The 24,955-nt window shown below is 37.2% G+C and carries 22 protein-coding genes; 11 read left to right on the top strand and 11 right to left on the bottom strand.

Annotation, left to right across the window (positions count from 1 at the left end):
* Nucleotides 1–13 precede the first annotated feature (13 nt).
* Genes ND811_RS03960 through ND811_RS03935 form a run of 6 tightly spaced genes read left to right on the top strand, consistent with a single transcriptional unit; the run spans nt 14 to nt 8,503 of the window.
* The gene (locus ND811_RS03960) at nt 14–1,384 is read left to right on the top strand and encodes an MBOAT family O-acyltransferase (RefSeq protein WP_265350265.1); all 1,371 of its coding nucleotides are present in this window, start codon (nt 14–16) and stop codon (nt 1,382–1,384) included.
* 8 nt (nt 1,385–1,392) lie between these two features.
* Complete coding sequence (locus ND811_RS03955; protein ID WP_265350266.1) at nt 1,393–2,481, top strand: DUF1574 family protein; 1,089 nt, start codon at nt 1,393–1,395, stop codon at nt 2,479–2,481.
* Between the two features lie 4 nt (nt 2,482–2,485).
* A complete protein-coding gene (locus ND811_RS03950; protein ID WP_265350267.1) occupies nt 2,486–2,881 on the top strand; it encodes a hypothetical protein in 396 nt (131 codons plus the stop codon).
* A gap of 42 nt (nt 2,882–2,923) precedes the next feature.
* Entirely contained in the window at nt 2,924–4,255 is a 1,332-nt protein-coding gene (locus tag ND811_RS03945) for a TolC family protein (protein ID WP_265350268.1), read from the top strand.
* The gene (locus ND811_RS03940) at nt 4,252–5,391 is read left to right on the top strand and encodes an efflux RND transporter periplasmic adaptor subunit (RefSeq protein WP_265350269.1); all 1,140 of its coding nucleotides are present in this window, start codon (nt 4,252–4,254) and stop codon (nt 5,389–5,391) included. Before ND811_RS03945 ends, ND811_RS03940 begins: the two co-directional genes overlap by 4 nt.
* A 1-nt stretch (nt 5,392) precedes the next feature.
* On the top strand, nt 5,393–8,503 hold the full coding sequence (locus tag ND811_RS03935) for an efflux RND transporter permease subunit (protein ID WP_265350270.1): 3,111 nt from the start codon (nt 5,393–5,395) through the stop codon (nt 8,501–8,503).
* Here ND811_RS03935 and ND811_RS03930 read toward each other — a convergent pair.
* The gene (locus ND811_RS03930; RefSeq protein ID WP_265350271.1) at nt 8,452–9,258 is read right to left on the bottom strand and encodes a dienelactone hydrolase family protein; all 807 of its coding nucleotides are present in this window, start codon (nt 9,256–9,258) and stop codon (nt 8,452–8,454) included. The two genes, ND811_RS03935 and ND811_RS03930, sit on opposite strands and share 52 nt — an antisense overlap.
* A gap of 290 nt (nt 9,259–9,548) precedes the next feature.
* On the opposite strand from ND811_RS03930, the gene ND811_RS03925 reads away from it, so the two are divergent.
* The gene (locus ND811_RS03925) at nt 9,549–11,255 is read left to right on the top strand and encodes an acyl-CoA dehydrogenase family protein (RefSeq protein ID WP_265350272.1); all 1,707 of its coding nucleotides are present in this window, start codon (nt 9,549–9,551) and stop codon (nt 11,253–11,255) included.
* Nucleotides 11,256–11,344: 89 nt separating this feature from the next.
* On the opposite strand, the gene ND811_RS03920 is transcribed toward ND811_RS03925, so the two are convergent.
* Together ND811_RS03920 and ND811_RS03915 are read right to left on the bottom strand one after the other, a co-directional pair.
* The gene (locus tag ND811_RS03920) at nt 11,345–12,526 is read right to left on the bottom strand and encodes a fatty acid desaturase family protein (protein ID WP_265350273.1); all 1,182 of its coding nucleotides are present in this window, start codon (nt 12,524–12,526) and stop codon (nt 11,345–11,347) included.
* 59 nt (nt 12,527–12,585) lie between these two features.
* Nucleotides 12,586–13,671, bottom strand: coding sequence for a flavin reductase family protein (locus tag ND811_RS03915; protein ID WP_265350274.1), 1,086 nt, complete (start codon nt 13,669–13,671; stop codon nt 12,586–12,588).
* 150 nt (nt 13,672–13,821) lie between these two features.
* Between ND811_RS03915 and ND811_RS03910 the strand changes: the two genes are divergently transcribed.
* A complete protein-coding gene (locus ND811_RS03910; protein WP_265350275.1) occupies nt 13,822–14,439 on the top strand; it encodes a TetR family transcriptional regulator in 618 nt (205 codons plus the stop codon).
* A gap of 29 nt (nt 14,440–14,468) precedes the next feature.
* Here ND811_RS03910 and ND811_RS03905 read toward each other — a convergent pair whose 3' ends face one another.
* Both ND811_RS03905 and ND811_RS03900 read right to left on the bottom strand, forming a co-directional pair.
* Nucleotides 14,469–16,274 (bottom strand): PAS domain S-box protein, encoded by a 1,806-nt coding sequence (locus ND811_RS03905; protein ID WP_265350276.1) that lies wholly within the window; start codon nt 16,272–16,274, stop codon nt 14,469–14,471.
* Nucleotides 16,275–16,695: 421 nt separating this feature from the next.
* Nucleotides 16,696–17,094: a 6-carboxytetrahydropterin synthase gene (locus ND811_RS03900; protein WP_265350958.1), complete on the bottom strand. Its 399-nt coding sequence runs from the start codon at nt 17,092–17,094 to the stop codon at nt 16,696–16,698.
* A 64-nt stretch (nt 17,095–17,158) separates the two neighbouring features.
* Between ND811_RS03900 and ND811_RS03895 the strand changes: the two genes are divergently transcribed.
* The 3 genes from ND811_RS03895 to ND811_RS03885 all read left to right on the top strand — a co-directional run bounded on the left by ND811_RS03895 (nt 17,159) and on the right by ND811_RS03885 (nt 18,840).
* Nucleotides 17,159–17,380: a DUF1858 domain-containing protein gene (locus ND811_RS03895; RefSeq protein ID WP_002973441.1), complete on the top strand. Its 222-nt coding sequence runs from the start codon at nt 17,159–17,161 to the stop codon at nt 17,378–17,380.
* 90 nt (nt 17,381–17,470) lie between these two features.
* Nucleotides 17,471–18,433, top strand: a complete 963-nt coding sequence (locus tag ND811_RS03890; protein ID WP_265350277.1) for a fumarylacetoacetate hydrolase family protein — start codon at nt 17,471–17,473, stop codon at nt 18,431–18,433.
* Nucleotides 18,434–18,438: 5 nt separating this feature from the next.
* Nucleotides 18,439–18,840, top strand: a complete 402-nt coding sequence (locus ND811_RS03885) for a DUF2721 domain-containing protein (RefSeq protein ID WP_265350278.1) — start codon at nt 18,439–18,441, stop codon at nt 18,838–18,840.
* Between the two features lie 60 nt (nt 18,841–18,900).
* Here ND811_RS03885 and ND811_RS03880 read toward each other — a convergent pair whose 3' ends face one another.
* From ND811_RS03880 to ND811_RS03855, 6 genes are all read right to left on the bottom strand, one after another.
* Nucleotides 18,901–19,911, bottom strand: a complete 1,011-nt coding sequence (locus tag ND811_RS03880) for a zinc-dependent alcohol dehydrogenase family protein (RefSeq protein ID WP_265350279.1) — start codon at nt 19,909–19,911, stop codon at nt 18,901–18,903.
* Nucleotides 19,912–19,959: 48 nt separating this feature from the next.
* The gene (locus ND811_RS03875; protein WP_265350280.1) at nt 19,960–20,391 is read right to left on the bottom strand and encodes a VOC family protein; all 432 of its coding nucleotides are present in this window, start codon (nt 20,389–20,391) and stop codon (nt 19,960–19,962) included.
* A 178-nt stretch (nt 20,392–20,569) separates the two neighbouring features.
* Complete coding sequence (gene ccrA / locus ND811_RS03870) at nt 20,570–21,817, bottom strand: crotonyl-CoA carboxylase/reductase (protein ID WP_265350281.1); 1,248 nt, start codon at nt 21,815–21,817, stop codon at nt 20,570–20,572.
* Between the two features lie 64 nt (nt 21,818–21,881).
* Nucleotides 21,882–22,793: an LIC11086 family outer membrane transporter gene (locus tag ND811_RS03865; RefSeq protein ID WP_265350282.1), complete on the bottom strand. Its 912-nt coding sequence runs from the start codon at nt 22,791–22,793 to the stop codon at nt 21,882–21,884.
* Complete coding sequence (locus tag ND811_RS03860; protein WP_265350283.1) at nt 22,790–23,692, bottom strand: hypothetical protein; 903 nt, start codon at nt 23,690–23,692, stop codon at nt 22,790–22,792. The genes ND811_RS03865 and ND811_RS03860 overlap by 4 nt, the downstream gene beginning before the upstream one ends.
* Nucleotides 23,692–24,897 (bottom strand): MbnH family di-heme enzyme, encoded by a 1,206-nt coding sequence (locus ND811_RS03855; protein ID WP_265350284.1) that lies wholly within the window; start codon nt 24,895–24,897, stop codon nt 23,692–23,694. Before ND811_RS03855 ends, ND811_RS03860 begins: the two co-directional genes overlap by 1 nt.
* Nucleotides 24,898–24,955: the final 58 nt, after the last annotated feature.

Genomic DNA, 24,955 nt, shown 5'->3' with positions numbered 1-24,955 from the left:
AATTCTAGGGAAAATGCTGTTCAACTCCATTGACTATTTTCTATTTTTTGTAGGTTGTTATACTATCTATTGGATGGCTCCCGGAAGGTTCAGAAAGTACATTCTGATTTTTTTCTCCTTAGTATTTTATGGATATTGGAGCCTTTCTTTTTTATCTCACTTTTTACTTTTCATCCTCATCACTCATTTTTTCGTTTTAGGAATCTTAAAAACTAGAAAGAAAATCTTTTTAGTTTTAGGTGTAGTAATCAACTTACTGAACCTTTGTTTCTTCAAATATATACTGACTTATTTACAATTTTTAAGTAAAGAAGGCGAAATATCAATACCCTTTATCCAATCATTAAGTCAATTTGCTCTTCCCCTGGCGATCAGCTTCTATACTTTTCAAATGATTGCCTATCTCGTTGATGCTTGGAGAGGCAAATTCACCGAATCTCCATTTACCAATTTTCTACTTTTTATTTTATTTTTCCCACAACTCATCGCAGGTCCCATCATGCGTCATGATGATTTTTATGAACAAATCGATCATGCTAAACTCAATTGGGATTTCGTACACCGAGGCATTCTACATATACTCTCAGGTATTATTAAAAAAGTTTTAATTGCAGATCAAATTGCAAAGTCCATCAATCCAGTTTTTGCTGATCCGGCCGGATACGATGGGCTAAGTATCTTTATTTCTACTATGGCTTTCTCATTACAGGTTTATGGAGATTTTTCTGGTTATACAGATCTTGCGCGAGGCTCTGCATTTTTACTTGGGTATGAAATTCCAGAAAACTTTCGTTCTCCATTTTTATCGGTTAGTTTTTCTGAATTTTGGTCCAGGTGGCACATTACTTTATCAACATGGATCAGAGACTATCTTTATATCCCGTTAGGTGGGAATAGAGTATCCGAGTCGCGTTTTATGTTCAATACTGTCACCGTTATGGCTTTGGCAGGATTATGGCATGGAAATACATATACATTTTTTATTTGGGGGTTTTTACACGGCATCTTCCTTGCTATTGAACGATTTACTTTCGGCAAAATGAACAGAAAGGACATGAATACCAAACAAAAAGTAATTGGATTTATCTATGTATTTATCGGATTCAATTTAGTCAGCCCTTTCTTTCGGATAGATTCCTTACAAGGAATTTATAAATTTTGGTCAGCATCCACTTCCACGGCGAAAAATTTTATTTATAAACCAGATTTTTGGTTATTAATATTTGCTTGTTACGTCTTTCAGTTTGTTGAATACAAAAACTATTTTAAAGAAAAACTGCAACCATACGTGCATTGGTTGGTTCCAATATTTTCCTTACTCGTTTTCTTCGCATTAGTCAAAATTGAAAACCCAGTGGAAACATTTATCTATTTCCAATTCTGAGAGAACTTATGAACCAAAAACGAATTTATTTATATCCTTTTTTCATCATCTTCATTGTCTTTCTGGTTGATAAAATGGTTTGTATACCGGAGTTAAGAGAAGCTGGTCGAAGAGCTTACAAATCTGGACAAAACGTACTAGTTGGTTTACCAAAAGTTTGGGAGGAAGATAAAAAACTCCAATCAGAAAATACTAAAGTAGTTGTTGTTACTGGCACTTCTCGTTCTGATATTTTTCACGAATGGGATAAAATTCCTGTAAACCAATCTACTTATGATGGACCAATTTATTTCGAAACTAGATCTTCCATAAAAGCATCCGAATATTTTTTATTTTATTTAATGATCCAATCGATGACCAAGTCAGGTTTTAAACCTGATTTGTTGTTTTTGGAATTTTCTGAAGAAATGTTAAATGAAAACAATGTGTTTTCTTACAAATCCAAATGGCAAGAGTTAATGTTGCATGAGGATGAGTTAATCGACATTTACCCAACTTTCAATTTTAAATACCAACGGGAAATCTTATCAAAATTGTTTTTCCTTTCTTATAACTACCATTTTAGCCCAACACAAGGAGTATCTAATTGGATCAAAGGTAAAACCGCTAATGATGATACTTACTTCATTGCACTTGCCTCTTACTTAAATAAAAAAAGACCTTTTGATCCTAATAAAATTGGGATCAACTTAGATAATTTCACACCACAAGAATTCAAAGATCGGATCGTAGATTATAGTGAATCTCAACGTGAACTGTTACTTACAAATTATACCTTTTCTGAAACGGAATATGGCTTTCTAAAGAAAATCATCCAACATGCTGAGGAACATAATATTCCGACCGTGCTCTGGGAACCACAAGTCCACCCATACTACAGCCAACTCCGAAAATCGATCACGGGTGGAAATTTAATGGAAACTTTTGGTAGACCTTTGGTGGATCCAAATTCAAAAAATATTCGTCTGATATCTTTGAACAAAGGGAATACAAATTGTAAAACTTTTGTCGATAGTAGCCATGTTTCCCCTATTTGTGTGCCAGAAATTGCAGATAAGTTATTGCAAATTGCAAAGGGGATACCAAACTTTAAGTAGGGTGATGAAGCTAAATCTGAAAAAACTAAGATTCTGGAAGAAAGTTTTTTTGTTTAGCTTTATATTTTTATTTTCCACTCATTTTATTTACCAACGCATTGTTGACAATGAAGTCAATTGCGGACTTATCGGTATCCCAGAAAGTGGATGTCCTTACGCTTTTTTGGATCATGCTTTCGGATTAAATCCTGGTCATGATTTACAAGAAGACGGTGAACATACAGACCATGTCTGTTTTTCTTGTCCTTGCAATTTGATTATGTCCTGCTCTTGGGACTTACATCTTTCTCATGTACTCATACAACTTCATAAAATTTATATCAAACAACCTGACATTCTTATCCCAAAACTGGTTACTTTAAATAATTTTTTCCGTCCACCTAAACAGAACCTCTCTTAGTTGATTTGCAATTTCATTGCATGAACACTTTTAGGAGGTTTTATGTACTTTAATCTTTTACCCAAACAACTTAAAGTAATGGCTTATTGTTTGGTTTACATATACTTTACAGCAAATCCGGTTCATCCGGATTCAAATGAATCTTATGACGTAAGCTGTAAAAAAAATAATACCATAGCGGAACTGAGTCATTGCATCGTCATTAAACATCCCGACTTCCGGGTTGAAGAAATCAAACTCAAGGAGATCTCTGGTAGAAAAAAAATTGCTTCTTACTACTTTCCATCGAATCCAATTTTTAGCAGTTATGTGGCAACTAGAAGAGAAGAATCTTCGGGTACCACATTTCTATCGGGACCTAACGCAGCGAATAACTTTCAAGTAATGGTAAACCAAGAAATTTTTACCAATGGAAAACGAGAAATCGGAGTTCAAATTGCTGATGAAGAATTTAAAGCACAAGTCTTCCGTTTAGAAACAGTAAGAAGATCTCTAGAGTTTGATGCTTTAAAAAAGATGACAAGGTATCGTTATCTACTTCTAGAAGAAGAAAATAGTTTCAATAGCTTAAACCTTGTCAAAGAACTAAGGAAAGTTTCGAAAGCAAGAGTTAACGAAGGTTTATCTCCAGGTGTAGACGAATCTCTCTCAGAATCAGAAGAAATTCGAATCTTTAAAATTTGGAACCAAACACATCGTTTGTCTGAAAATGCAAAATCGGAACTCGAAATATTACTTGGTTTACCTCTTGAAATTGACACAATCCCGAATCATAACTGGACTTTGCCTAAAGAGTTACCAAATGAAAAAGTGGATTTAATTCAAATGGCAATGAGAATGCGCCCTGAACTATCATTGTCAGAAAAGGAAATTGAATTATCAATTTTACGACAAAATGAAGTTAGGCGACAGAAAATCCCAAACGTCACTTTGGGAGCATTTGCACAAAATGATGGATTTAACGAGAAGGTAGTTGGAGGAATGTTAAGTTTACCCTTGACAGTCTGGCGAGATTACGAAGGTGAAACCATTATTGCAACGTCAAAAGTCGACAGTAACAAAGAACTTAAAGAATCGGTGTCTAGGAATATCAAACAGGAAGTTCTTTTTGCACTTACTAATTTTATAAACCTTTCCGAAGAAATCAAACTCTATGATAAAAACAAAATGGAACGTGCTGAATCGGATTTAAAAAATCTACAGGAAGCAATTCAATTCGGTAAAATGAAAATTATCGATGCCATCAACCTACAAAGAATTCTTTTACAAACGAAATTAAATTACCTGAACACAAAATCTGAATTTGAATTATCCCAAATTGAACTTGTCCGTGTTCTCGGTCTACCTAGCGACTCATTTGAGGTCAAACCATGAAAAAACAAACTATAATACTTCTTAGCTCAATCCTTTTCGTTGCCATTTCTATTTACTTCTGGAAATTTAGAGAACCGAATACGATTTCAGAAAGTACTGAAGAATCCAAAGATGTTGTAAAAATCTTGGAGGAGAACAGAAAAAACTTATCCTTAGAAATTGAAATTGCTAAAACAGAACCTATTGGAACAAAAATTGAACTCATTGGTGAAACAGAAGCAGTCCCAGATGCGATCATTGACGTACCAGCAAGGATCTCTGGACGAATTACCTCGGTTTCATTTGTGGAAGGTGATTCCATAAAAAAAGGACAAAAACTAGCAACCATCGACTCCCCAGAGTTAGCGAAACTAAGATCGGCTTATTTGGTAGCAAAATCAAAATACACGGCGGCCGAACAAAACTTAAATAGGATTAGTTCATTAGTAAAAATGAATTTAGCCGCCAAACAAGAGCTTATTGATGCAGAATCAAATCTTAAAGTGATTGAATCCGAAAAAATTTCCGCAGAAGAAAACTTACGTGCGAACGGACTTGCCATTGATAATTCTGCATCAGGTGTCTACACCGTTTTTTCTCCGAGATCTGGACTTGCCTTGTCAAGAAATGCCATCCCGGGATCGATCGTTTTGGGTAATCAAATCCTAACGACAATTGCCGAATTGTCAAAACTTTGGTTCCAAGCAAAGATTTTTGAAAACGATTTAAAATATCTCTCTGAAGGGATTCCCGGAAAAATTATCCTAAATGCTTATCCTGATTTTGAATTTGAAGGAATTTTAGAACATATCGGAGAAAAAGTAGATCCAGAATCTAGAACTGTTCATGCGAGACTTGTTTTTAAAAATAAAGGTCGAAAAGCAAAGATAGGATTGTTTGGCAAAGCAATTTTGAATGTCAACGGTAGAAAAGGAATTCAAATCTCTGAAGAAGCTATCCAATCTTATCAAAATAAAAAATTTATATTTATAGAATCTAAAAGTAACGAATTTAAATGGAATGAAATTACAACAGGAATCACAACTGATGGGAAAACAGAAGTCATTTCTGGAATTACCGAAGGTGATCGAGTCGTAACTAAAGGAGCCTTTGAACTCAAGGCAATTCTCTTCAAATCAACATTTGGCGGAGAATAACATGGAATTCTTAACAAAAATTGTTCAAGTATCATTACATAATCGGTTATTGGTTTTAATCCTTACCGCATTACTTATATTTGGTGGATTTTATTCTCTAAAACATTTAAAAGTAGATGCTGTCCCTGATATTACAAATGTTCAAGTTCAGGTCATCACTACTTCACCGGCGTTATCTACTTTAGAAATTGAGCAATATATTACTCTACCAGTAGAAAGAGCCATCACAGGAATTCCTAATTTAATTGAAGTCCGATCTGTTTCTCGTTACGGTTTTTCTCTTGTTACTGCAGTATTTGCGGATGGTACAGATTTGTGGAAGAGCAGACAGTTGGTTAGCGAAAAACTAACCGAAGCCTCAGAAAATATTCCCACAATTTTTGGAAAACCAGTGATTGGTCCCATCACCACAGGTCTTGGTGAGGTTTTTCAATTTACCTTAGAGAGCGAATTTCATAGTCAAATGGAACTCACTACCTATTTAAATTGGTATATCAATCCAACACTCAAAACAGTTCCAGGAATTGTAGAAGTTAATAGTTTTGGAGGAAAAACAAAACAATACCAAGTTATTGTAGATCCTTTTAAAGCAGCTTCTCTTGGTGTTTCTTTAAATCAAATTGTAAACGCCGTACAAAGTAACAATCTTTCTACCGGTAGTGGATATATAGAAAAATCAGGTGAACAACTGATCGTTGGTAGCGATGGATTATTAAAAACAACAACTGATTTTGAAAAGATCCAAGTTGGAAAAATGGGAGATGGTTTTCCCATTTATTTAAGTAGTCTTGCTACCATTGTGGAAGGTCCTAGGTTAAGAAAAGGAGCCGCCACCGCCTCTGGAAAATCTGAGGTTGTAGGTGCCGTAACACTAATGTTACTCGGAGAAAACTCTTTAGAAGTAACAACCGCGGTAAAAGATAAAATTTCGCAAATCGAAAAAACTCTACCAACTGGTATGAAAATTAAACCTTACTATGATCGTTCGATTATGGTAAAAAATACCTTAAAAACAATTGTTTGGAATCTCTCTGAAGGAGCCATTCTCGTAATCATAATTTTGTTTTTGATGATTGGAGATTTTCGGTCAGGTCTTGTGATTGCTTCGGTCATTCCTCTTGCTATGTTATTTGCAATTACACTTATGTTTTTGCGCGACCTTCCGGCAAATTTAATGTCTATGGGAGCAATCGATTTTGGACTCATTGTAGATGGCGCGGTCATTTTGATTGAAAACTCTCATAGGCGCTTAGGATTAAAAAGAAAAGAATTAAAACGAGATCTTACTGATGAGGAACAAAAAGAAACTATTTTAACAGCCACCATTGAAGTCCGGAAAGCTACTATTTATGGAGAAATTATTATAGGAATTGTTTACATCCCAATCCTTACCTTAAGTGGAACAGAAGGAAAAATGTTTATTCCAATGGCGACAACCGTACTTTTTGCACTACTCGGTGCTTTCTTTTTAACACTGACATTAATACCAGTACTAGCATCTTACTTTTTAAAAGGAGGTCATATCGCTGAAGGAGAAACAAAGTTTTTTCAAAAAATTCACAACTGGTATACTCCAAAACTAGAATATTGTTTGAGAGAATCTAAAAAGGTCACCTATTCTTCAATCGGAATCCTCATCCTATCTATTGTTTTATTTTTTCGATTAGGAGGAGAATTCCTTCCCAAACTAGATGAAGGAAATTTATTAATCGAAATTAGTCGATACCCATCAACAACTTTAACCGAATCTTTACAATCTTCCATGAAAATAGAGAAAGCTATTCTTAAAGAAATTCCTGAAATCACAGAAGTAGTTTCCAGAACTGGATCTCCCGAATTGGCAATAGAACCAATGGGGGTCGAAAAAACAGATATGTATTTAGATATGAAACCTAGATCTGAATGGAATCTCACCAAACAAGAAATTGAAGCCAAGTTACAAGAAATCATCGAAAGAGTAACACCTCAAGTTGCCTACGGACTATCGCAACCAATTGAAATGCGAAATAATGAAATCATGGCAGGCATTCGAGCCGATGTGGGAATCAAAATATTTGGCGACGATCTAATCCAATTAAAATCAATAGCAGAAGAAATCTCCACGAAGATCAAACACGTTCCTGGTGTCGTCGATTTACGAATCGAACAATTGTACGGGTTAGAATACCTTCGCATCAAACCGAACAGAGAAAAGTTGGCACGATATGACCAATCCATACTTGATGTCAACCGAGTCACGGAATCTATTTCCTCTGGAGTACCAGCAGGTATCGTTTATGAAGGCATGAAACGATTCGATATAGCAGTTAAAACCGATGTTGGCCCAAACCCAGAACAAATCAAAAATATACCGGTAAAGGTCGGGAATAAAACCTTTGCGCCTTTACACGAACTATCTGAAATTCAAATCGAAGATGGACCAGTGCAGATTTATCATCAAAATCAAAACCGGTATGCTTTGGTTCAATTCAATATTCGCGGAAGTGATATGGTGAGCACAGTGAATGCTGTACAAAGAGTCTTACAAAAAGAAATCAAATTTCCTCCAGGTTATCATTATACAACTGGCGGAGAATTTGAAAAATTTGAATCTGCAACAAAAACACTATATGTTGTTGTACCGATTACTCTTATTATCATTTTTTTAATACTCTATTTTGCATTTAACGAGGTTTCTGCGGCAATTATCATTTTCCTAAACGTTCCATTTGCAATCACTGGTGGAATTTTTGCTTTGTATCTCCGTAGTTTACCGTTTAGTATTTCTGCGGGAGTGGGTTTTATTGCTCTCTTTGGAATTGCGGTTCTCAACGGACTTGTATTGATTAGCTTTATCCGCAGCTTAGAACAATCTGGAATGAAAAAAGAAGATGCAGTAAAAGAAGCTGCGGTTTCAAGACTACGTCCAGTCCTGACAACAGCTTTTCTTGCATCAATTGGATTCATACCGATGGCGATCAGCACATCACCCGGGGCCGAAGTTCAAAGACCCCTTGCCACCGTAGTGATTGGAGGGTTAGTCTCTGCAAGTGCACTAACCCTTTTTGTTCTTCCTCTCGTTTATTTGAAGTTTGCGGCAAAGAAAGTTTTCATGCTATCAAAAGATGCATAATCAGCTTTTTCATTATACGCTAGACCAGGTAAGCCCTGTTTTTCGGAACCAGGTCTAGTGAATCCATGCACTGCCCCCGGATGTGAAATAAAAGTCACCGGAGCTTTAGCATCTGTCACTGTTTTAATAAAAGTTTCCACGGAAGATTTAGGAACAAAAGGATCATCGGCCCCATGATGTACTAAGACCTTACTTTTGATTTTTTTAGCTCCTGTTGTCAAATTTTTGCTACCAAAAAAACCATGAAAGGAAACTACACCACCCTTCAAATCAGCGCCATCTAATGCTAGTTCGATGACACCACCTCCACCAAAACAATATCCAATGGCTCCAATTTTACTAACATCAACATTTGAATTTGATTTTAGGATATCGATTGCTTTGTAGATTTTTTTGAGTATGACTTTGGGATCTCCGTTGGCACCAGATAGTTTCCCTGCTTCCACGTGGTCTTTGGCAATAATTCCTTTTCCGTAAACATCCATTACAAAGGCAACATAACCTAAATCCGCTAACTGTCTTGCCCTTTGCTTAGGATATTCATTTAATCCCCACCATTCATGAATCACAAGAACACCAGGACGTTTTCCAGTCATTGAGGAATCAGTGGCAAGATACCCTTCATACAATTTCCCATCCAATTTGTATTCTACCGGCGTTCCAGTGATCGTTGATTTTACGGGCAGTTGCGCCGTTGGCACGCTTGCACATTGAATGGCCAAAACGAGTGTAAATATAGAAATGAGTTGTTTCATACCTCTCCTTTTCCGCCAGATCAAAGGGAAATCCAATCATTTGGCGACGATAGATTTAGAATCTTAATAAGGAAAACTAAAAAAGAAAACTAAATTTCTCCGCAAATTCTCAAGATTTATGGAGGATTGGGAAATTTTGTTACTATGTTCGCTTTTGTTTCTGACCATTACGTCAAAAAGGAGACCGAACGGTTCACCATTTTTCCGTAACTTCAATTTTTTTTGTTATACGATTTTTTTTAATCGCCTCACAATTATAAAATTTATCTTCTAATCCAAAAGGAAATTATATGATCCAAAGCAATTACTTTCAAACAAACGAAGATTTAAAAGAACACTTTTACGAATTAATCGATTGGAATGAGATCGTTCCCCTTTACGAAAATAATTTTTCAGACTCCAAACTATATACAGAAAATAATAATCCAAGATTGGAATATGCGCCAACTAATGTTGGTGAGGCGAAATCATTTTACGAAGAAATTCTAAAATCATGTGGAGAAATTAGTGGCATGTATGTTTCTCAAGTCGCCGGAGTGGTGGATTCCAAAGGATTAAAATTCGAAAATGGAAATGTGATCCATCCACAAGAAATGGTTGATGTAGTCAAAATGTATCATGATGCCGGACTTGGACCCGCTGCTTTCAAAAGAAAATACGGTGGACTCGGTACACCTAGCATCATCAAGGCGATTATAGCCGAGCTAATGTATAGGTCGGATAGTTCTATCACAATTGCTGTAGGAAGTATGGGGCTTGCTGCAATTTTAGAAGTTTGTGCCTCGGAAGAAATGAAAGAAGAATGGATTCCAAAATTAATCTCAGGAAATTATACAGTCACAATGGGTCTTTCTGAACCTGACTTTGGATCTGATCTACCCAATATTACGACAAAAGCCATTAAAAAAGATGATAAATGGTTTCTAAATGGAACGAAACGATTTCAAACTGTTGCTTGTGGAATTAATGGTAGTCCAGGAATTACACTCACACTTGCAAGAACAGGAACACAGGAAAGTGGAGCCAGAGGACTGTCTTTCTTCATAGTAGAAAATAAAAATTACACAGTCCAAGGAATTGAAAAAAAACTCGGAATTAAAGCATCGGCAACTTGCGAGACTGTTTTTGAAAATAGTGAGGGTCATTTAGTTGGCAAAGAAGGATTCGGACTGGTAAAATATGTGATGGGAATGCTAAACGGAGCCCGTCTTAGTGTCTCTTCACAAGGAACAGGAATTGTTACTGCAGCTTATGAAGAAGCTCTCAAATACGCAAAAGAGAGAATTCAATTTGGAAAACCCATTTATGAAATTCCTGCCGTACGTCGGATCTTGGATCGAATGGAAAGGGAACTAGCTGGAATGCGTTGCCTTATGGTAGAAGCCGCTTACTCTGTTGATAAATACTACTGGTATGAAGACGGAAGGACAACCACTTCAGAAGAATCTAAAATTGGAAAATTTTGGGAAAAAGTTGCAAACACACTTACACCTATTTCCAAATACTATAACTCCGAAATGTGTAATGATTTAGTTTATGACGGATTACAAGTATTAGGTGGTGCAGGATATACTGAAGATTACGATCTCTCTAGACTTTATAGAGATGCAAGAATCACAAATATCTACGATGGTACCACACAAATCCAGGTCAATGCTGCCATTGGTGGAATTACTTCGGGTATGAGTGCGACAGGTACGTTCCGAGCTTATTTAGATCATTTGGCAAATGGTTCAGAAGCAAACTCCAAACTTGGGGAAATTCGAAATCTTTTTGAATCCATTGTGGAAATATATAAATCAATAGAAGACCAACAAAGAAAAGAAGCACATAGTTTTGAAGTAGTAGAGTCAGCTGCAAGAGTTGTTGTTGGATACCTAATGGAAAGAGCAAAAAATAAATCAGTTAAAAGAAAGGAATTACGCAGCCAGTGGTGTAAAGATTTTCATACTGATAGTTTAGCAATTCTATCCGCTAACAAAATCAGACTAAGTTAAAAAAAAGGGTCCTCGTTTTGAGGACCCAAAAGAAAGGAAAGGGATGGATTTTCCACAATGCGCCAGTGGAAAATCCAAAATTGTTCAGGTTAAGTAAGAGTTACTGATTTCTCTTCCATTGGAAGGGAAACTTGAAAACTAGGTTGTGAAAGTAAACCAGTTGGTTCTAAGTATTTCTTTTTATTTCCCATTATTTTCCCAGCAACGGAATCAGGAAATGAATAAGCAATGATTCGTTTCCAAACAGAAGCAAACTGTTTCACAAAACTTCCTGTATTATAGTGTTGGCCGTATTTTGCACAAATTTCTTTCAAACGAGGTGCCACTTCACGGTAACGTTTTGCAGGCATACCAGGGAACATATGGTGTTCGATCTGGTGACTTAAATGTCCGGTCATCGTATAAAAGAATTTACTGCCATCCAAGTTAGAAGAACCTTTAAGTTGTCTTAGATACCACTGACCTTTAGTTTCACCAACAATTTCTTCTGCAGAAAACGATTCCGCATTTTCGGTAAAGTGACCACAGAAAATTACAGCATAAGTCCAAAGGTTTCTGACTAAGTTTGCAATCATGTTCCCTAATAGAACTTTTGGAAAATTAAGACCTGCAAGGAGTGGAAACAGTAAGTAATCCTTTACAACCTGTAGTTCAATTTTCTTAAAGAACACTTTCTTAAAATCTTTTAAGGATCTTTTATTTCTTTGTTTTTTAGGAATTTCTAAGTGTTCAACACGAAATCCATGTGCACCAATTCCCCATTGAAAGGTCATAGCAAGGAACAAATTGGTAAAAGGTTGTGTTAGGTTTATGGGTTTCCATTTTTGTCCTTCGGTCAAACGTGTAAAATTATAACCATAGTCATGGTCTTTGTTTAACACATTTGTGTATGTATGATGCATATAATTATGATAAAATTTCCATTGGTGGGCATCGCAAACAATGTCCCATTCAAAAGTACGAGAATTAAATCTAGGATCGTTCATCCAATCATACTGCCCATGTAGGACATTATGACCAAGTTCCATATTATTGATAATTTTTGAAATGGAAAGTAACGTTGTACCTGCGATAAATGAGATTGGTTCGAAACTAAAGTGAATTAAGCCACGACCTAAAACTTCTGTATACCGATAGGCTTTATAGATGAATCGAATATGATCTGCATCTTCTTTCCCTACTTTGGACATAACTTCTTCGCGAAGGGCATCTATTTCTTTTCCAAAGGATTCAATTTCTTCTTTATTTAATTTTTTACTAATCGTTCTCATTATTTTTTCCTATGATTATTCCTTTTACTTCAATCTCTTTAGTATCGATAGTTCCAATTCTAAAGTTCCAATTCTAAATTTGATTCGGCACGAGAAATACAAATCTGGATGTTTTGTTCACCTAAACCCGATACTTCGCCCTTTGCTAAATCCGTGACAGAGCCAGCAGATTTTTTGCAAACACAAGTATGGCAAATTCCCATCCTGCATCCACTTTGCGGATAAATTCCTTGGTCTTCTAATTCTTCTAGTAAAGATCTTTCCCCTTTCACTTGAATGGTTTTGTGACTTAACGAAAGGAATACATCCACTGTACCTGTTTTTTTCACTTTTAATGAAGATTGACCAGGTAACATAAATAACTCTGACTTTACTTCATTTCCTTCTAAAAGAGAAAGTGCTTTGGTTTGCATCGGTGCAGGACCACATACATAAACAAAATAGGATTTTAAATCATCTGTATACTTCTGTAAAATTTCCTTAGTTAAAAAACCCGAGTCATAACCCTCTTTAGGAACATCAGAAAAAATATAACGAATCTCCAACCAACCTGCTTCTTTTTCGATTTCCTCTAGAGAAGAACGTAAAATGATATCGTCAATAGATCTTACAAAGTAAAGGAGTGTAGCTTTTCCATTGTATTTCATTGATTGAAGTTGTTTAAGAATAGAATGGATTGGAGTAATTCCACTTCCACCGGCTAAAAATAAAAATTTAGAAGGTAATGTTTTCGGCAAAACAAACTCACCTTGCGGTTCACCGAGCTCCAACAAATCACCTTTTTTTATATTTTGATTGATAAAATTGGAAACAAGTCCACCTGACTGACGTTTTACGGTGATTGAGACATACTTGCTTCCTTTTGCAGAGGATAATGAATAAAACCGTGTAACTCTTCTGCCGGCAATTTCCAGAGTGACGGGAACATGTTGGCCCGAAACAAATCCTTTCCAAAGCCAGTTTGGTTTTAATACAAACGTTTTGGAATCTGCAGTTTCTTCACGGACAGAGATTACTTTTGCTTTAATGGTAGTGACTGAATATCTCGGATTGATTTCTCCCAGAAGGAAATCGGCCCAGTCCTTCCATTGGAGTGATCCCAGAAATTCTTTGGGTTCGTTGTAGATAAAAGGAAATGTTTTCATTTTCGCCTCGTATTTCGCATTTAAGTGAACATATGTTCACAGAGATAACTAATAGTGTTAATTTACATCGTTAAGTAAGTCAATCCCAAAATGGAGTTTTAATCCTTGCTTTTTGAAAAAAAGTGAACAATCGTTTACTGAATTCAACCTATGAAACTCAACAAACGATACGCCCAAAAGCTACGCACTCACAGCAACCTGCTAGAAGGCGCTTTGCGGCTTATGGGTGAAGAAAAAGGTTTGGGTGACCTAAGTCTTCGTGAAGTGGCGGGAGAAGCAGGGATTGTTCCGGCGGCTTTTTACCGTCATTTTAAAAATATGGAGGAACTTGGATTGTCTCTCGTAGACGATTGCGGAGAAAAAATCCAGGCAATTGTCGGGGATGCCAGGAACAAAGGGGCCTATAAATCCGCCTTAAGACTCACCATTGGGTTTTTCTTTGACTACGTTGCCAATAACCGCTCTCTTTTTCGTTTTATCGCTAGGGAAAGAACCGGTGGTAACCTAAAGATTCGAGAAAAAATCAGGGAATCCATGAAGTCCATTGCAACTGAATTAGCAAAGGATATGAGAATGCCAAAGATGATTCCGGTGGACGATATCCAATTTGCTTCTGAATTGATAGTGAGCCTCTGCTTTCAAATGGCTTCCGATTTTTTGGATCTTTCCACTGATGCACATTCTGAGATGAGAAAATTAAAACTCCAAACGATCAAACAAGTGCGACTGGTTTTTATTGGAACGATACGAGGGAGAAAACGAAGATAAAGAGTATACACTCAAACGACTTAGATATTTTAATCTTTGCTCTTCTGAGGAAAAGAGATCATGATATTCAATCCTTCTCCTTTTTTAGAAACAGAAGAAAATACCCCTTTGAGTTGGGAAGTCAAACTTCGAATCAACTCATAACCGAAATGGTTTCCTTTTTCAATATTCACAGAATCCGGTAGTCCTACACCATCATCGCCTACGGATAAAATAATACTCTCATTGGAACTAGACAAATGAACACGAATGTCACCGCCATTTTCATTCGGATATGCATACTTCAATGCATTGGTCAATAATTCGTTTAAAATCAATCCGAGAGGTAAAGTTCGTTTTAAATCCAATCGAATATCTTCCAACTTTACATCGAAGCGTATCTTCGTGGGATTAAGTACAAAAATATCATGAAGACTAAATACCAAGTCTTCAATATATTTTCGTAAATCAACGGACTCTAAATCCTCTGATTGATACAGGTTTTCATAAACCTTCGACATAGACATGATACGAGATTGGGCATTTAAAAATGATTGTTTGGCGACTTCATTCTCAACTTTAAAAGATTCTAAATTCAAAAGTCCGGAAATAATGGCTAGGGTATTTTTAACACGATGTTGTAATTCTTTTAGGAGGACATCTTTTTCTTCTAAAGATTTTGCTAATCTGTTTTCCATATCCAAAATCTTAGTGACATCTAAGTTAATCCACAATACGAAACGTTCACCTGCAATTTCAAATGCCTGGCTAAACACAAGTACTTCAAACTTGGTTCCGTCAGAATGTTCCACTGACATCCTTTCGCCGGACATTCTACCTTTTTCTTTAAAGATATTACTGAGCCTTTCGTTTTGTTCTGCATTGCTCCAGGCTTTAAATTCGTTGGTTTTTTTGCCTACCACCTTTGATTTATCAAATTGAAAGATAGTCTCCATTGCGGAATTCAAATCCAAATATGTTCCATCTTTTACTGTAGAAATTGCCATTGCGATGGGACTCAGTTGAAAAACTTTTGCATAAAGACTTTCACCATCTTTCGGGGGAACCAAAACCGGAGCATTTGGTGTTTCTCTAAATACAATCACGATACCATTTAGTTTTTTTTCGGCATCTAAAATAGGAGATATAGTTTCAGTAACATGTGTTTCACGACCAGTGCGAGAAACAATTATCAAATCATTGCGACGTTCTGTCTGAATAAATTCTACATTTGAGTTTAAAAAAGGATAGGAAACCCTTGTTCTTGCATCTGCTTGTACCAAAAATAAAAATGAGTTAAGATCTTTTTCAATTACGTCTGATTTGCTATAACCTAACATATCCAAAGCCTTATGGTTGATCTCTCGAATCAATCCTTCCGGTGAAAGAACAATGACTCCATCACCCATAGCTTCAAAAGTAATACGAAGTTCATTTTCTCTAAATGCTAATGTCTGCTCTGCCCTATAAAGTTGCAGTGCTGATCGAATCATACATTCAACTATATCGGGACTTGATACTTTAGGAACATAACCGTAGTGTTTTATTTTACAAACTCTATCCAATATTTTATTATCAGAATAACCACTTACAAAAAGGATAGGAATCTCACGATAGGATAAAATCTTTTCAGCTAGTTGGATCCCATCCATACCATCAGAAAGGTTAATGTCCATTAGGATTAAATCGACTTTTTCACCTGCAGTAATGTAATCGTAAGCATCAGCGGAATTGGAAACATAGTGAACGGAATACCCTTTGTTTTTCAAAAATTCCGACTGGGAGATAGCAAGTATCGCTTCATCTTCCACCAGAAGGATATGACCTAAACTTTGTTTGAGTTCCGTAAGTGGCATAGAGGGTTCTATCGATTTTCATAAGTACCCGATAGAAATGCAATCGATAATGAAGCCAAAATTCGATGAAAAAAAACAAAAAGATCTGCAATAAAAATGAAAGGTAAATGTTGAACGAATGTCAGCTCTCAATTTCTAAAAACCGGAGAAACTTTAGATTATGTCGATTTTGAGGCACAAACTACTGTTCGTTGACATAAAAAATCCGTAAGGTTACAAACTACGAATCTTTTTATACCAAACGTTCTTTTTTAAAATGGTGTAAATACAACCTAAATTCATTTCAACGCAATCGACAGAAGCCAATGCAGGTTAGAATGGTAAGTCAAAAATTAAAAAATCATAAGCTGCTGAAGTGTAGGAAAATAAATAAGGGATAGTACCTAACTTATGTTATTAGGCAAGCAGAATTAAGGTACAATCAAGGTTCAAAGAACGCAAGATTTTCTGGACCCTCGTGAATCACAATCCTTCTGATTCGGCCATCAGAAGATTTTACATCTTCTTTCAATCCAGAATAAAACCAACGAGCTACATTTTCAGAGGTAGGGTTAATTCCTTTGAAGTCTGGGTGGTCGTTGATGAGAATGTGGTCAATAGAGTGAACTAGTTCCAACAGTTTGGTGCGTGCGCTTAAAAAATCGTATGAGATCCCATCGGGGCGGATGTTCGTATTTCCCTCTAAAAACACCTCTACCTTCCAGGAATGGCCGTGGATCGGCTCATCGGAGCCATCGGCAAAGTACTGGTAGAGGAAATGGGCCGATTCAAACCGCCCCTCAATCCGGACATAAAATTTCCCGTTTTCTTGGGTAAACATTCCATTGACGAATAGAGCACAGTCCAATATTTGTATAGTAATTTCCTTCCTCGGGGTTCTTAAGATGACTGAAACAACAAAACCGCGCTTTTTTAAAGAAATGACTGTGGGTGAAGCAATTGCGATCCATCCAGAAGCAGGACTTGTTTTCTCCAGCTACCATTTAGGTGGATGTTCACACTGCTCTATTAATGAAGTAGAAACAATAGAACAAGTTTGTATGGGTTATGGTGTGGAAGTAGATACCCTCATCGATTCACTCAACAACCTTTTCTCTGAAGAATAAGTTCCAAGTACTTCACTTCATACTACAAGGGCCGCCAAACCGGCCCCTGAGTCTTCTTCCCCACCTCAATCTTAAATTCGTAGGTCTACGATGGCAAAAAATTTTGTACGCTTTCAATATAAAAACCAAATTGATTGGGGAATGATCGCAAATGAAGAAATCCTTCCTTTACATATCGGTGATTTAACAACCAAGGACTTGTTAGTTGGTCTTCAAAAAAAAAGAATCAAAACTCCAACAAACAATACAACGCAGAAAACAATTTCCAAAAACAAAATTACTATTTTGTCACCCATCACGGCCCCTTGCCAAGTGATTTGCCAAGGTGCTAACTACAAAAAACATTCGTTAGAAGCAGGATTAAATCCTAAATCAAAAACATATAATTTATTTTTTACAAAATCTGATGTAGCCATTACCACTGCCATTGGCGATGTGATCCGACCGAAACATGTTGAACTATTAGATTATGAAATTGAACTAGGAATTATATTTGGGAAAGAAATCAACGAAGATCTTGATCTCCATTCTTACAACCCTAAAGATTATATAACCGCTCTTTTTATTGCTAATGATATTTCTGCAAGAGATATTCAACTTCCCCAATTGCAATGGTATAAAGGAAAATCTTACAGAACTTTTTTTCCTGCAGGTCCTATTCTTGCTGTATTAGAACCAAATGATTTTGATCAAATGGATTTATTGGAACTAAACCTCACCGTCAATGGACAGGTGAGACAATCGGCAAAAGCAAACCAAATGGTATATCCACCGAAAGAAACCATTGCTGAACTTTCCAGGTTCGCTCGTATTCAAGTAGGAGATGTTTTATTAACAGGAACACCTTCTGGTTGTGCGCTACAAGCTCCAGGAAAACTAAAACAAATATTCGCAAGTTTTCTACCGGAACATAAAAAATGGGAAGTTTTTATTAAAGGGCAGAAAAAGAGAAAAGAATATTTACAACCAGGTGACAAAATCAAAGCAACAATCCGCACTTCCGATGGAATGTTGGATTTAGGGGAACAAATTCTTTTGGTCAAACAGGGTTAATTTCATTGGACAACCTAACATATAGTATACCAGGACTTTTATTTCCTGCGATTTCCTTACTAATGCTCGCTTATACCAATCGTTTTTTTGGACTGGCAAAACTTTCGAGACAACTCCTCAGTGAATATGAAACGTCCAAATCTGAGTTTTTGGAAAAACAAATCCACAACCTACGTTTTCGCATTTCTCTTATTTTATATTCTCAAAGTGCAGGTATCTTTAGTTTGATTCTTTGCACTTGTTCTATGGGTATGATTCCATTTTATAATATAGTGGCTTGGGTTTTGTTTGTTTCTTCGCTTTTGTTTATGGTGATCTCACTTGTCTTGGCACTAATTGAAATACACTTATCGGTGATTGCCTTAGACATTGAAAGAAATTCAATAATGGATTCTATATCTAAATAGAAAAGTCGCCCCCTCTATACATAGATATCATTCAAAAATATAAAACGAAATTCTTATCTTTTAAATACGAATCACTATTTTCCCAAAATGAGATCCAGATCGTAAATATCGAATGGCATCAGCAGATTCTTCTAGTGTAAAAACTCTATCCACTATAGGTCTTAATCCGGAGGCCTCAATGGCCTGGTTCATTTCAATGAATGCTTTTCTACCACCTACAACTAACCCTTGGATTTTTAAATTGTTCATCACTGCCGGAAGTAAATTGAGTTCACCAGATTTACCCGCAAGAATCCCAATTAAATGAATTACACCAAATGGACGACAGGCGGCAATCGACTGTTCTAAAGTCCCAGCTCCACCCACTTCGATGATATGATCGGCACCTACTTTTTCGGTAATTCTGCGTACTTCCTTTCCCCACTCTGGTGTTTCTTTATAATTGATTAAGTAATCAGCACCTAATTCCTTTCCTCGTTCTAATTTTTCACTGCTAGAGGAAGTAAGAATGACTTTAGCACCGACCAATTTTGCAAACTGTAGAGCAAAAATTGATACTCCACCTGTTCCTTGTACGACGACAAATTCACCTGGTTTTAATTGACTAAACTGAAATAAACCAGACCAAGCGGTTAGAGCCGCACAAGGTAATGTGGCCGCCTCTTCAAATGATAAATGAGAAGGAATTCGAACAAGTCCCGTTTCAGGAACCAAAGCAAACTCGCGTAAGGTGCCAGGAAGTGGACCTCCAATGGTATGCCGCATTTCGGCATGGGTTGCTTCTTTTGAAATCCATTTGGGAGCAAAGGTGAGAAGCACCCGGTCTCCGACTTTCCATTCGCTAACCTCAGAACCAATAGCAACTACCTCACCTGCACCATCGCTACAAGGAACCAATGGAAGTGGAAACTTAGGATTGTATTTTCCTTCGACAACCAAAGAATCACGATAGTTTAATGAAGCCGCGCGCAAACGAACCAGAACTTCCGTTGGATTTGGATTTTTTGGCTCCGAAACCTCTACAATTTTTAAATGATCTAATCCAAAATGACTGATCTGTGTTTGTTTCATAGTTGTCCTTAAAAACCTTTTCGAAATAAAAAATATGGAGGATAGAATTTATTTGCTAAGTATGATCTCGCCTTTTTCGTTCAAAGGAAAAAAAGGATTATACGCTACTTCGAAAATATGACCATCAAAATCCTTAAAATAAGCACTATAACCTCCCCAAAATACTTTTTGAGGTTCTTTAAGAATTTTTGCGCCTAACGAGCGCACCTTGTTTATCACTGCATCAACTTCTGCTTCGCTAGTTTGATTTTGTGCCAAAGTAATTCCAGAAAACTCTTGACGTTTTTGAAAAGGAATTCCGATATCTTCTGCCAATGCTTCCTCACCAAACAAAGCAAATACGACAGCTCCTAATTGGAAAAAAGCTACGCTGTCATTACTTTCCTCGGAGCGTTTCCAACCCAAACCTTTTTCATAGAAGTCAACGGAACGTTGCAAATTAGAAACTCCAAGGGTGATTAAATTGATCCGAGGATGCATAAGCGAACTCCTTTTGTTAAAACATGAACTTTGTAGAAATAAAAATTGCGATTGAGGAAATTAGATTCACAAAACGGAAGTTTCATGGTAAATGGAGCCATTGGGTGGCGGGTGGATAACCCCACCCAGTCTCGATTGGGCGGGGACATGTACCTAAATACTCACCACTCAGAAAGAATTACTTCTTTCCAAGTCCTGTAGTTTTTGCGCCAACAAGGATTGACATGTTTCCTGCTGGGTGTTTGTTTTCACGCATCAATTGGTGGCATTCACCAGTCTGATCAAAAGTAAAAGTTTGTGCCAAAACTGGATCCACTTTTTTATCGATCACTAATTGGTTGAGGTCACGACAGTTGTCGTCGTTTGCGAAGTGAGAACCTTGCAGACGTTTTTGTCTCATCCACAGATAACGAAGGTCCGCTGTTGCATTGAAACCAGTCGTTCCAGCACAGATGACAACCATACCGCCTGTTTCACAAACAAATACAGAAGTAGGAAGTGTAGTTTCACCAGGATGTTCAAATACGATTTGTGGGTTTTTGCCTTTACCAGCAATGTCCCAAATCGCTTTTCCAAATTCACGTGCTTGTTTAGTCCACTCCACAAAAGCTTCTGGTTTGTTGATATCAGAAGTGAGCCCACCCCAGTGTTTGAACTTGTTACGGTTGATCACACCAGCAGCGCCTAAGTTTTTACAAAAATCAATTTTATCATCTGAAGATACAACAGCAATTGGAATTCCACCAGCTGCTTTTACGATTTGGATCGCCATAGCACCAAGTCCACCGGCTCCACCCCAGATAAGAACCACGTCACCAGGTTTTACATCATTAGGTTTCCAATGGTGTAACATTCTATAGGCGGTTGCAGCAACTAACATATAAGCTGCGGATGCTTCCCAGGTTAAGTGTTGCGGACGAGGAAGGCATTGGTGGTCTTGTACTTTGCAAAATTGTGCAAAGGAACCCCAGTTGGATTCGTATCCCCAAATGATTTGCGAAGGCGCATACATTGGATCTTTTCCGGAAAGAACCCACGGATCTTTTGGATCCCACATGGCACAATGAACAACAACTTCATCACCCACTTTTACGTTTTTAACTTCAGACCCAACTTTATAGACAATTCCAGAAGCATCTGATCCACCAATGTGGAATTTTTCAGGTTCGCCTTTTTTGTTCCGAGCTGCAATTACATCAACTGGATAGCCAAGTGCCGCCCAAACGTTGTTATAGTTTACGCCGGCTGCCATGGTCGCAACGAGAACTTCGTTCGGACCGATCTCCGGAACATCAATGACTTCTGATTGGAAAGAAGTTTTCGGCTCGCCGTAACGTTCCGGGCGAATGACCTGCGCGTGCATTTTTTTGGGCACAACTCCAATAGGAGGAAGTTCCCCTATTGGTACGATTTCTACGTTGCTCATAGATTACCTTTTACGAATCAAATTTATAGAGTTTCTTAGAACGTTTTAAAAAAGGCGTCAGTTGTCAATCGCTTCCCCACTCCATTGAGAAGGCAAATGTCCAAGCAGATTGATAGAGCCGATACTCACGATCTCTCTGCAAAGGGTATCGATATGCTAAACTCATATTGTATTTCTCTGAAAAATTCCAAGAAAATCCCGCACTCGCTTCAGTAAAATAGGATGGATTTGCTTTATCTTTTGCTTTCGAATAATCCACTCCATTGTATGGATTCCGATACAAAAGACCGGTAAAGATTGAAATTTCTGGCATCAAATAATACGTCACATAACCTGAAATGAGGGTCGTTTTTTTGAACTCATACTCTGGCTCTGGAGGAGAAGCAGAAAGTTTTCTAAAATAATAGGGGATACCGTCATTGTCTTGTAAGTTATTTGGCTGTGGTCGAGAGAGAGGATTTAAACCACCGATCTTAGTTACAAAGGACCACTTTTCATACAAGTAACCAAGTTTAATAAATCCAGATCCCGTATAATAATTTCCTCCAGTAAACCGATCTGTATCAGGACCACTAGGAAAACCAACTGATCCTTCAATCACAAAAAAATACGGTTTATCCAAATCAAAGAAAGGTTGGTATTTAAAACCAAGATAGGTTTTACCAATCCTTGCTGCATCCTCTCTTCCTCTCTGTTGGTAATAATTCCAAGGAACCGAAGCATTCAGGGCAAACCGTCCATCAAAAAAATTCATCTCAGCAAATGCTGTCGTTGTAAAAAGATGACTATTTTCGCGAGTGGATTGGTAATAATCTTGGGTCATTACCAAATAGTTAGTTGGTTTTTCTCGTTTTCCAGTAAAGGGATCCACAAATCTTGCAGTTGCATTGGGACTGTCCGACGAACCAGTGTGATGCGAATCAATCGAATGAAAGGAAATTAAAAAAAGAATGAAGACTAAAAAATTTTGTTTCATCGTTCCACTCCAGGGAAACAACCAGGAAAGCTAAAAACAATATCTTCTGCTTGGAGATTCTGAAGAAGGATATTATAAAGATCAACATTGGATACTTTAGAAATGACAACTGGATCTGCCTTCCCACTCAAAGTATCTAAAAATCGAATTGGTGTTCCTGAAACTGACCTATCTTGAAAAAAACCAGACAAGGAAACTAAAATCTCAATATTACCACTTCGACCATTTTTAACGGGAATCTTACATTTCGGCGTGATTTGTTTATTCCCTTGAGACAGTAAAATGGTTACTGATTTTGTAGTTCCACCAGTAACATCCATACGAATGTAAATTTCTTCCCAACTTACATTTGCAACCGCCACCACTCCCATCGGTATATTTGAAAGTCTAGTGTTTGGAAAAAGAAAACTAGCTCCCGTTTCCATTGTGCTATTGTACTGAGTGATGTTGGATACTGTGGAGGCAGATAAAAATGAATAAGACTTTCCGTACAAATCATCCGCAGGTAAATCCAATGGTACAGTATATGGGGTATGTGTTTTTGCTATTGCATTAGAACTTTTTTCGGAACCAGAAGTAGACACACCCAATGTTTGGTTTGGTGGATTGATGCGATAAGTCCCCGTTTCCCAATTGATAAAACTACCACTTTGGACTGTGATATTGTAAACAACAGCATTACTCGTCAAACTAAACTGATTTAGATTATCATCGGCTTGGTCATCATAACTTCGAAGATTGGTTCCAATAGGAATGGTTTGGTTGTTGTTAAAAAAAATTAAATTCTGCAAGATTGCGAGTTTGTCTTTGTTGCTATCACCCACAGAACCAAAGGTACAGTGAGTGAAGAAAGCTAAAAAACCGAAAATAAAAGTGTAACGAAGTACCAGATGTTTCATTAGAAAGGGCTCGCAAATTTAGGATTCTTTAAAAACTCTTCATCGGTAAGTGCGAGTAGAAAATTCACCATATTAGCTCTTTCTGCAGATGTGAGAGTGAAAACACGAATAAGATTTGAATCTTTTCCGCTATGGTTCTGACCACCTGACTCATAATGTTGAATGACTTTTGTCAAAGCATCTCTGGCACAATCTGTCCTTGTTTTTCCCGCACCAGCAGGTTTATCTGGATTGTTTGCATCATCACACATAAAAGATCCATCATGCATATAAGGATAGGTAACACCAATATTACGTAAAGATGGGGCACGGAATTTTCCCTTATCAGAAGTAACACCTGTCAAATCATATAAACCTTGTTTGTTGCTCGGTAAACCTGCATAATAGGCATCATCATGAATCCCATTGCTATGATAAAAAAATTCCTCTTTTGCCCCTCCATGAAAAGAAGTATCTGTAAAATTAAATCCTCCATGACAGTGAAAGCATTCGGCTTTTTCTCCATTAAATAAATTAAGTCCGCTAATTTCTGAAGCATTTAAAGCTGATTTGTTATTTCTAAAAGTATATTGGTCGTACCGAGAGTTTCCTGAAATCATAGTTCTCTGAAAACTTGCAAGCGCATACCGTACATTTTGTTCGTTAATTCCTGAACCGCCAAAAGCGCGTTCAAACATCGGCTGATAAATCGAATTAGAGGACAATGCACCTAAAAAATTATTATTCTGTAATCCAAGTTCCACAGGAGATTCACCAAACATAGGCGCGCGGGCTTGGATCTCCAAACTTGTCATCTTAGGATTACTCCAAGTAAGTCTAGGCATATAGGCTACATTGGAGAGGTGTTGGGCATTTCTCGGATGGGCTTGGTTTGTAATCCCACTGGGAAAATCTTTGCCATCCGCAAATGCCAAAGATTGAAAATGGCAACTGCTACAGGCCATCGTCCCATCACCCGACAATTTCTTTTCATAAAACAAATGTCTACCGAGTTCCACTTTAGCCTTGGACATTGGATTGTCCGCAGGAACATTTGGTACAGGAAAACCGGGAGGTAAATCCCAAACCCAATCGGAAGCATTGGCTAAAATTCCGAGAGCAAATAACAGCATATCATCGTTTTTTTCTTTTTTCTGAAATGGGAGGATGTTACAGCTCAAGAAAAAACTAAATAAACCAAACAATGAAAAATGAAATAACTTCATAAACGTATCCTATAGCAAACGACAAGGTTGGCATTCATAATGGCGGCCAACCTTGCAG

It is taken from the genome of Leptospira soteropolitanensis, assembly GCF_026151655.1.
GTDB classification, from domain to species: Bacteria; Spirochaetota; Leptospiria; order Leptospirales; family Leptospiraceae; genus Leptospira_A; species Leptospira_A soteropolitanensis.
This window is presented reverse-complemented; position numbering and strand designations above follow the sequence as displayed.

What these genes read in the sequence shown, in the direction of transcription:
- ND811_RS03960 (WP_265350265.1), top strand. Translation starts at nt 14, where the DNA reads ATGCTGTTCAACTCCATTGACTATTTTCTATTTTTTGTAGGTTGTTAT.
- ND811_RS03955 (WP_265350266.1), top strand. Translation starts at nt 1,393, where the DNA reads ATGAACCAAAAACGAATTTATTTATATCCTTTTTTCATCATCTTCATT.
- ND811_RS03950 (WP_265350267.1), top strand. Translation starts at nt 2,486, where the DNA reads ATGAAGCTAAATCTGAAAAAACTAAGATTCTGGAAGAAAGTTTTTTTG.
- ND811_RS03945 (WP_265350268.1), top strand. Translation starts at nt 2,924, where the DNA reads ATGTACTTTAATCTTTTACCCAAACAACTTAAAGTAATGGCTTATTGT.
- ND811_RS03940 (WP_265350269.1), top strand. Translation starts at nt 4,252, where the DNA reads ATGAAAAAACAAACTATAATACTTCTTAGCTCAATCCTTTTCGTTGCC.
- ND811_RS03935 (WP_265350270.1), top strand. Translation starts at nt 5,393, where the DNA reads ATGGAATTCTTAACAAAAATTGTTCAAGTATCATTACATAATCGGTTA.
- ND811_RS03930 (WP_265350271.1), bottom strand. Translation starts at nt 9,258, where the DNA reads ATGAAACAACTCATTTCTATATTTACACTCGTTTTGGCCATTCAATGT.
- ND811_RS03925 (WP_265350272.1), top strand. Translation starts at nt 9,549, where the DNA reads ATGATCCAAAGCAATTACTTTCAAACAAACGAAGATTTAAAAGAACAC.
- ND811_RS03920 (WP_265350273.1), bottom strand. Translation starts at nt 12,526, where the DNA reads ATGAGAACGATTAGTAAAAAATTAAATAAAGAAGAAATTGAATCCTTT.
- ND811_RS03915 (WP_265350274.1), bottom strand. Translation starts at nt 13,671, where the DNA reads ATGAAAACATTTCCTTTTATCTACAACGAACCCAAAGAATTTCTGGGA.
- ND811_RS03910 (WP_265350275.1), top strand. Translation starts at nt 13,822, where the DNA reads ATGAAACTCAACAAACGATACGCCCAAAAGCTACGCACTCACAGCAAC.
- ND811_RS03905 (WP_265350276.1), bottom strand. Translation starts at nt 16,274, where the DNA reads ATGCCACTTACGGAACTCAAACAAAGTTTAGGTCATATCCTTCTGGTG.
- ND811_RS03900 (WP_265350958.1), bottom strand. Translation starts at nt 17,094, where the DNA reads ATGTTTACCCAAGAAAACGGGAAATTTTATGTCCGGATTGAGGGGCGG.
- ND811_RS03895 (WP_002973441.1), top strand. Translation starts at nt 17,159, where the DNA reads ATGACTGAAACAACAAAACCGCGCTTTTTTAAAGAAATGACTGTGGGT.
- ND811_RS03890 (WP_265350277.1), top strand. Translation starts at nt 17,471, where the DNA reads ATGGCAAAAAATTTTGTACGCTTTCAATATAAAAACCAAATTGATTGG.
- ND811_RS03880 (WP_265350279.1), bottom strand. Translation starts at nt 19,911, where the DNA reads ATGAAACAAACACAGATCAGTCATTTTGGATTAGATCATTTAAAAATT.
- ND811_RS03875 (WP_265350280.1), bottom strand. Translation starts at nt 20,391, where the DNA reads ATGCATCCTCGGATCAATTTAATCACCCTTGGAGTTTCTAATTTGCAA.
- ccrA (WP_265350281.1), bottom strand. Translation starts at nt 21,817, where the DNA reads ATGAGCAACGTAGAAATCGTACCAATAGGGGAACTTCCTCCTATTGGA.
- ND811_RS03865 (WP_265350282.1), bottom strand. Translation starts at nt 22,793, where the DNA reads ATGAAACAAAATTTTTTAGTCTTCATTCTTTTTTTAATTTCCTTTCAT.
- ND811_RS03860 (WP_265350283.1), bottom strand. Translation starts at nt 23,692, where the DNA reads ATGAAACATCTGGTACTTCGTTACACTTTTATTTTCGGTTTTTTAGCT.
- ND811_RS03855 (WP_265350284.1), bottom strand. Translation starts at nt 24,897, where the DNA reads ATGAAGTTATTTCATTTTTCATTGTTTGGTTTATTTAGTTTTTTCTTG.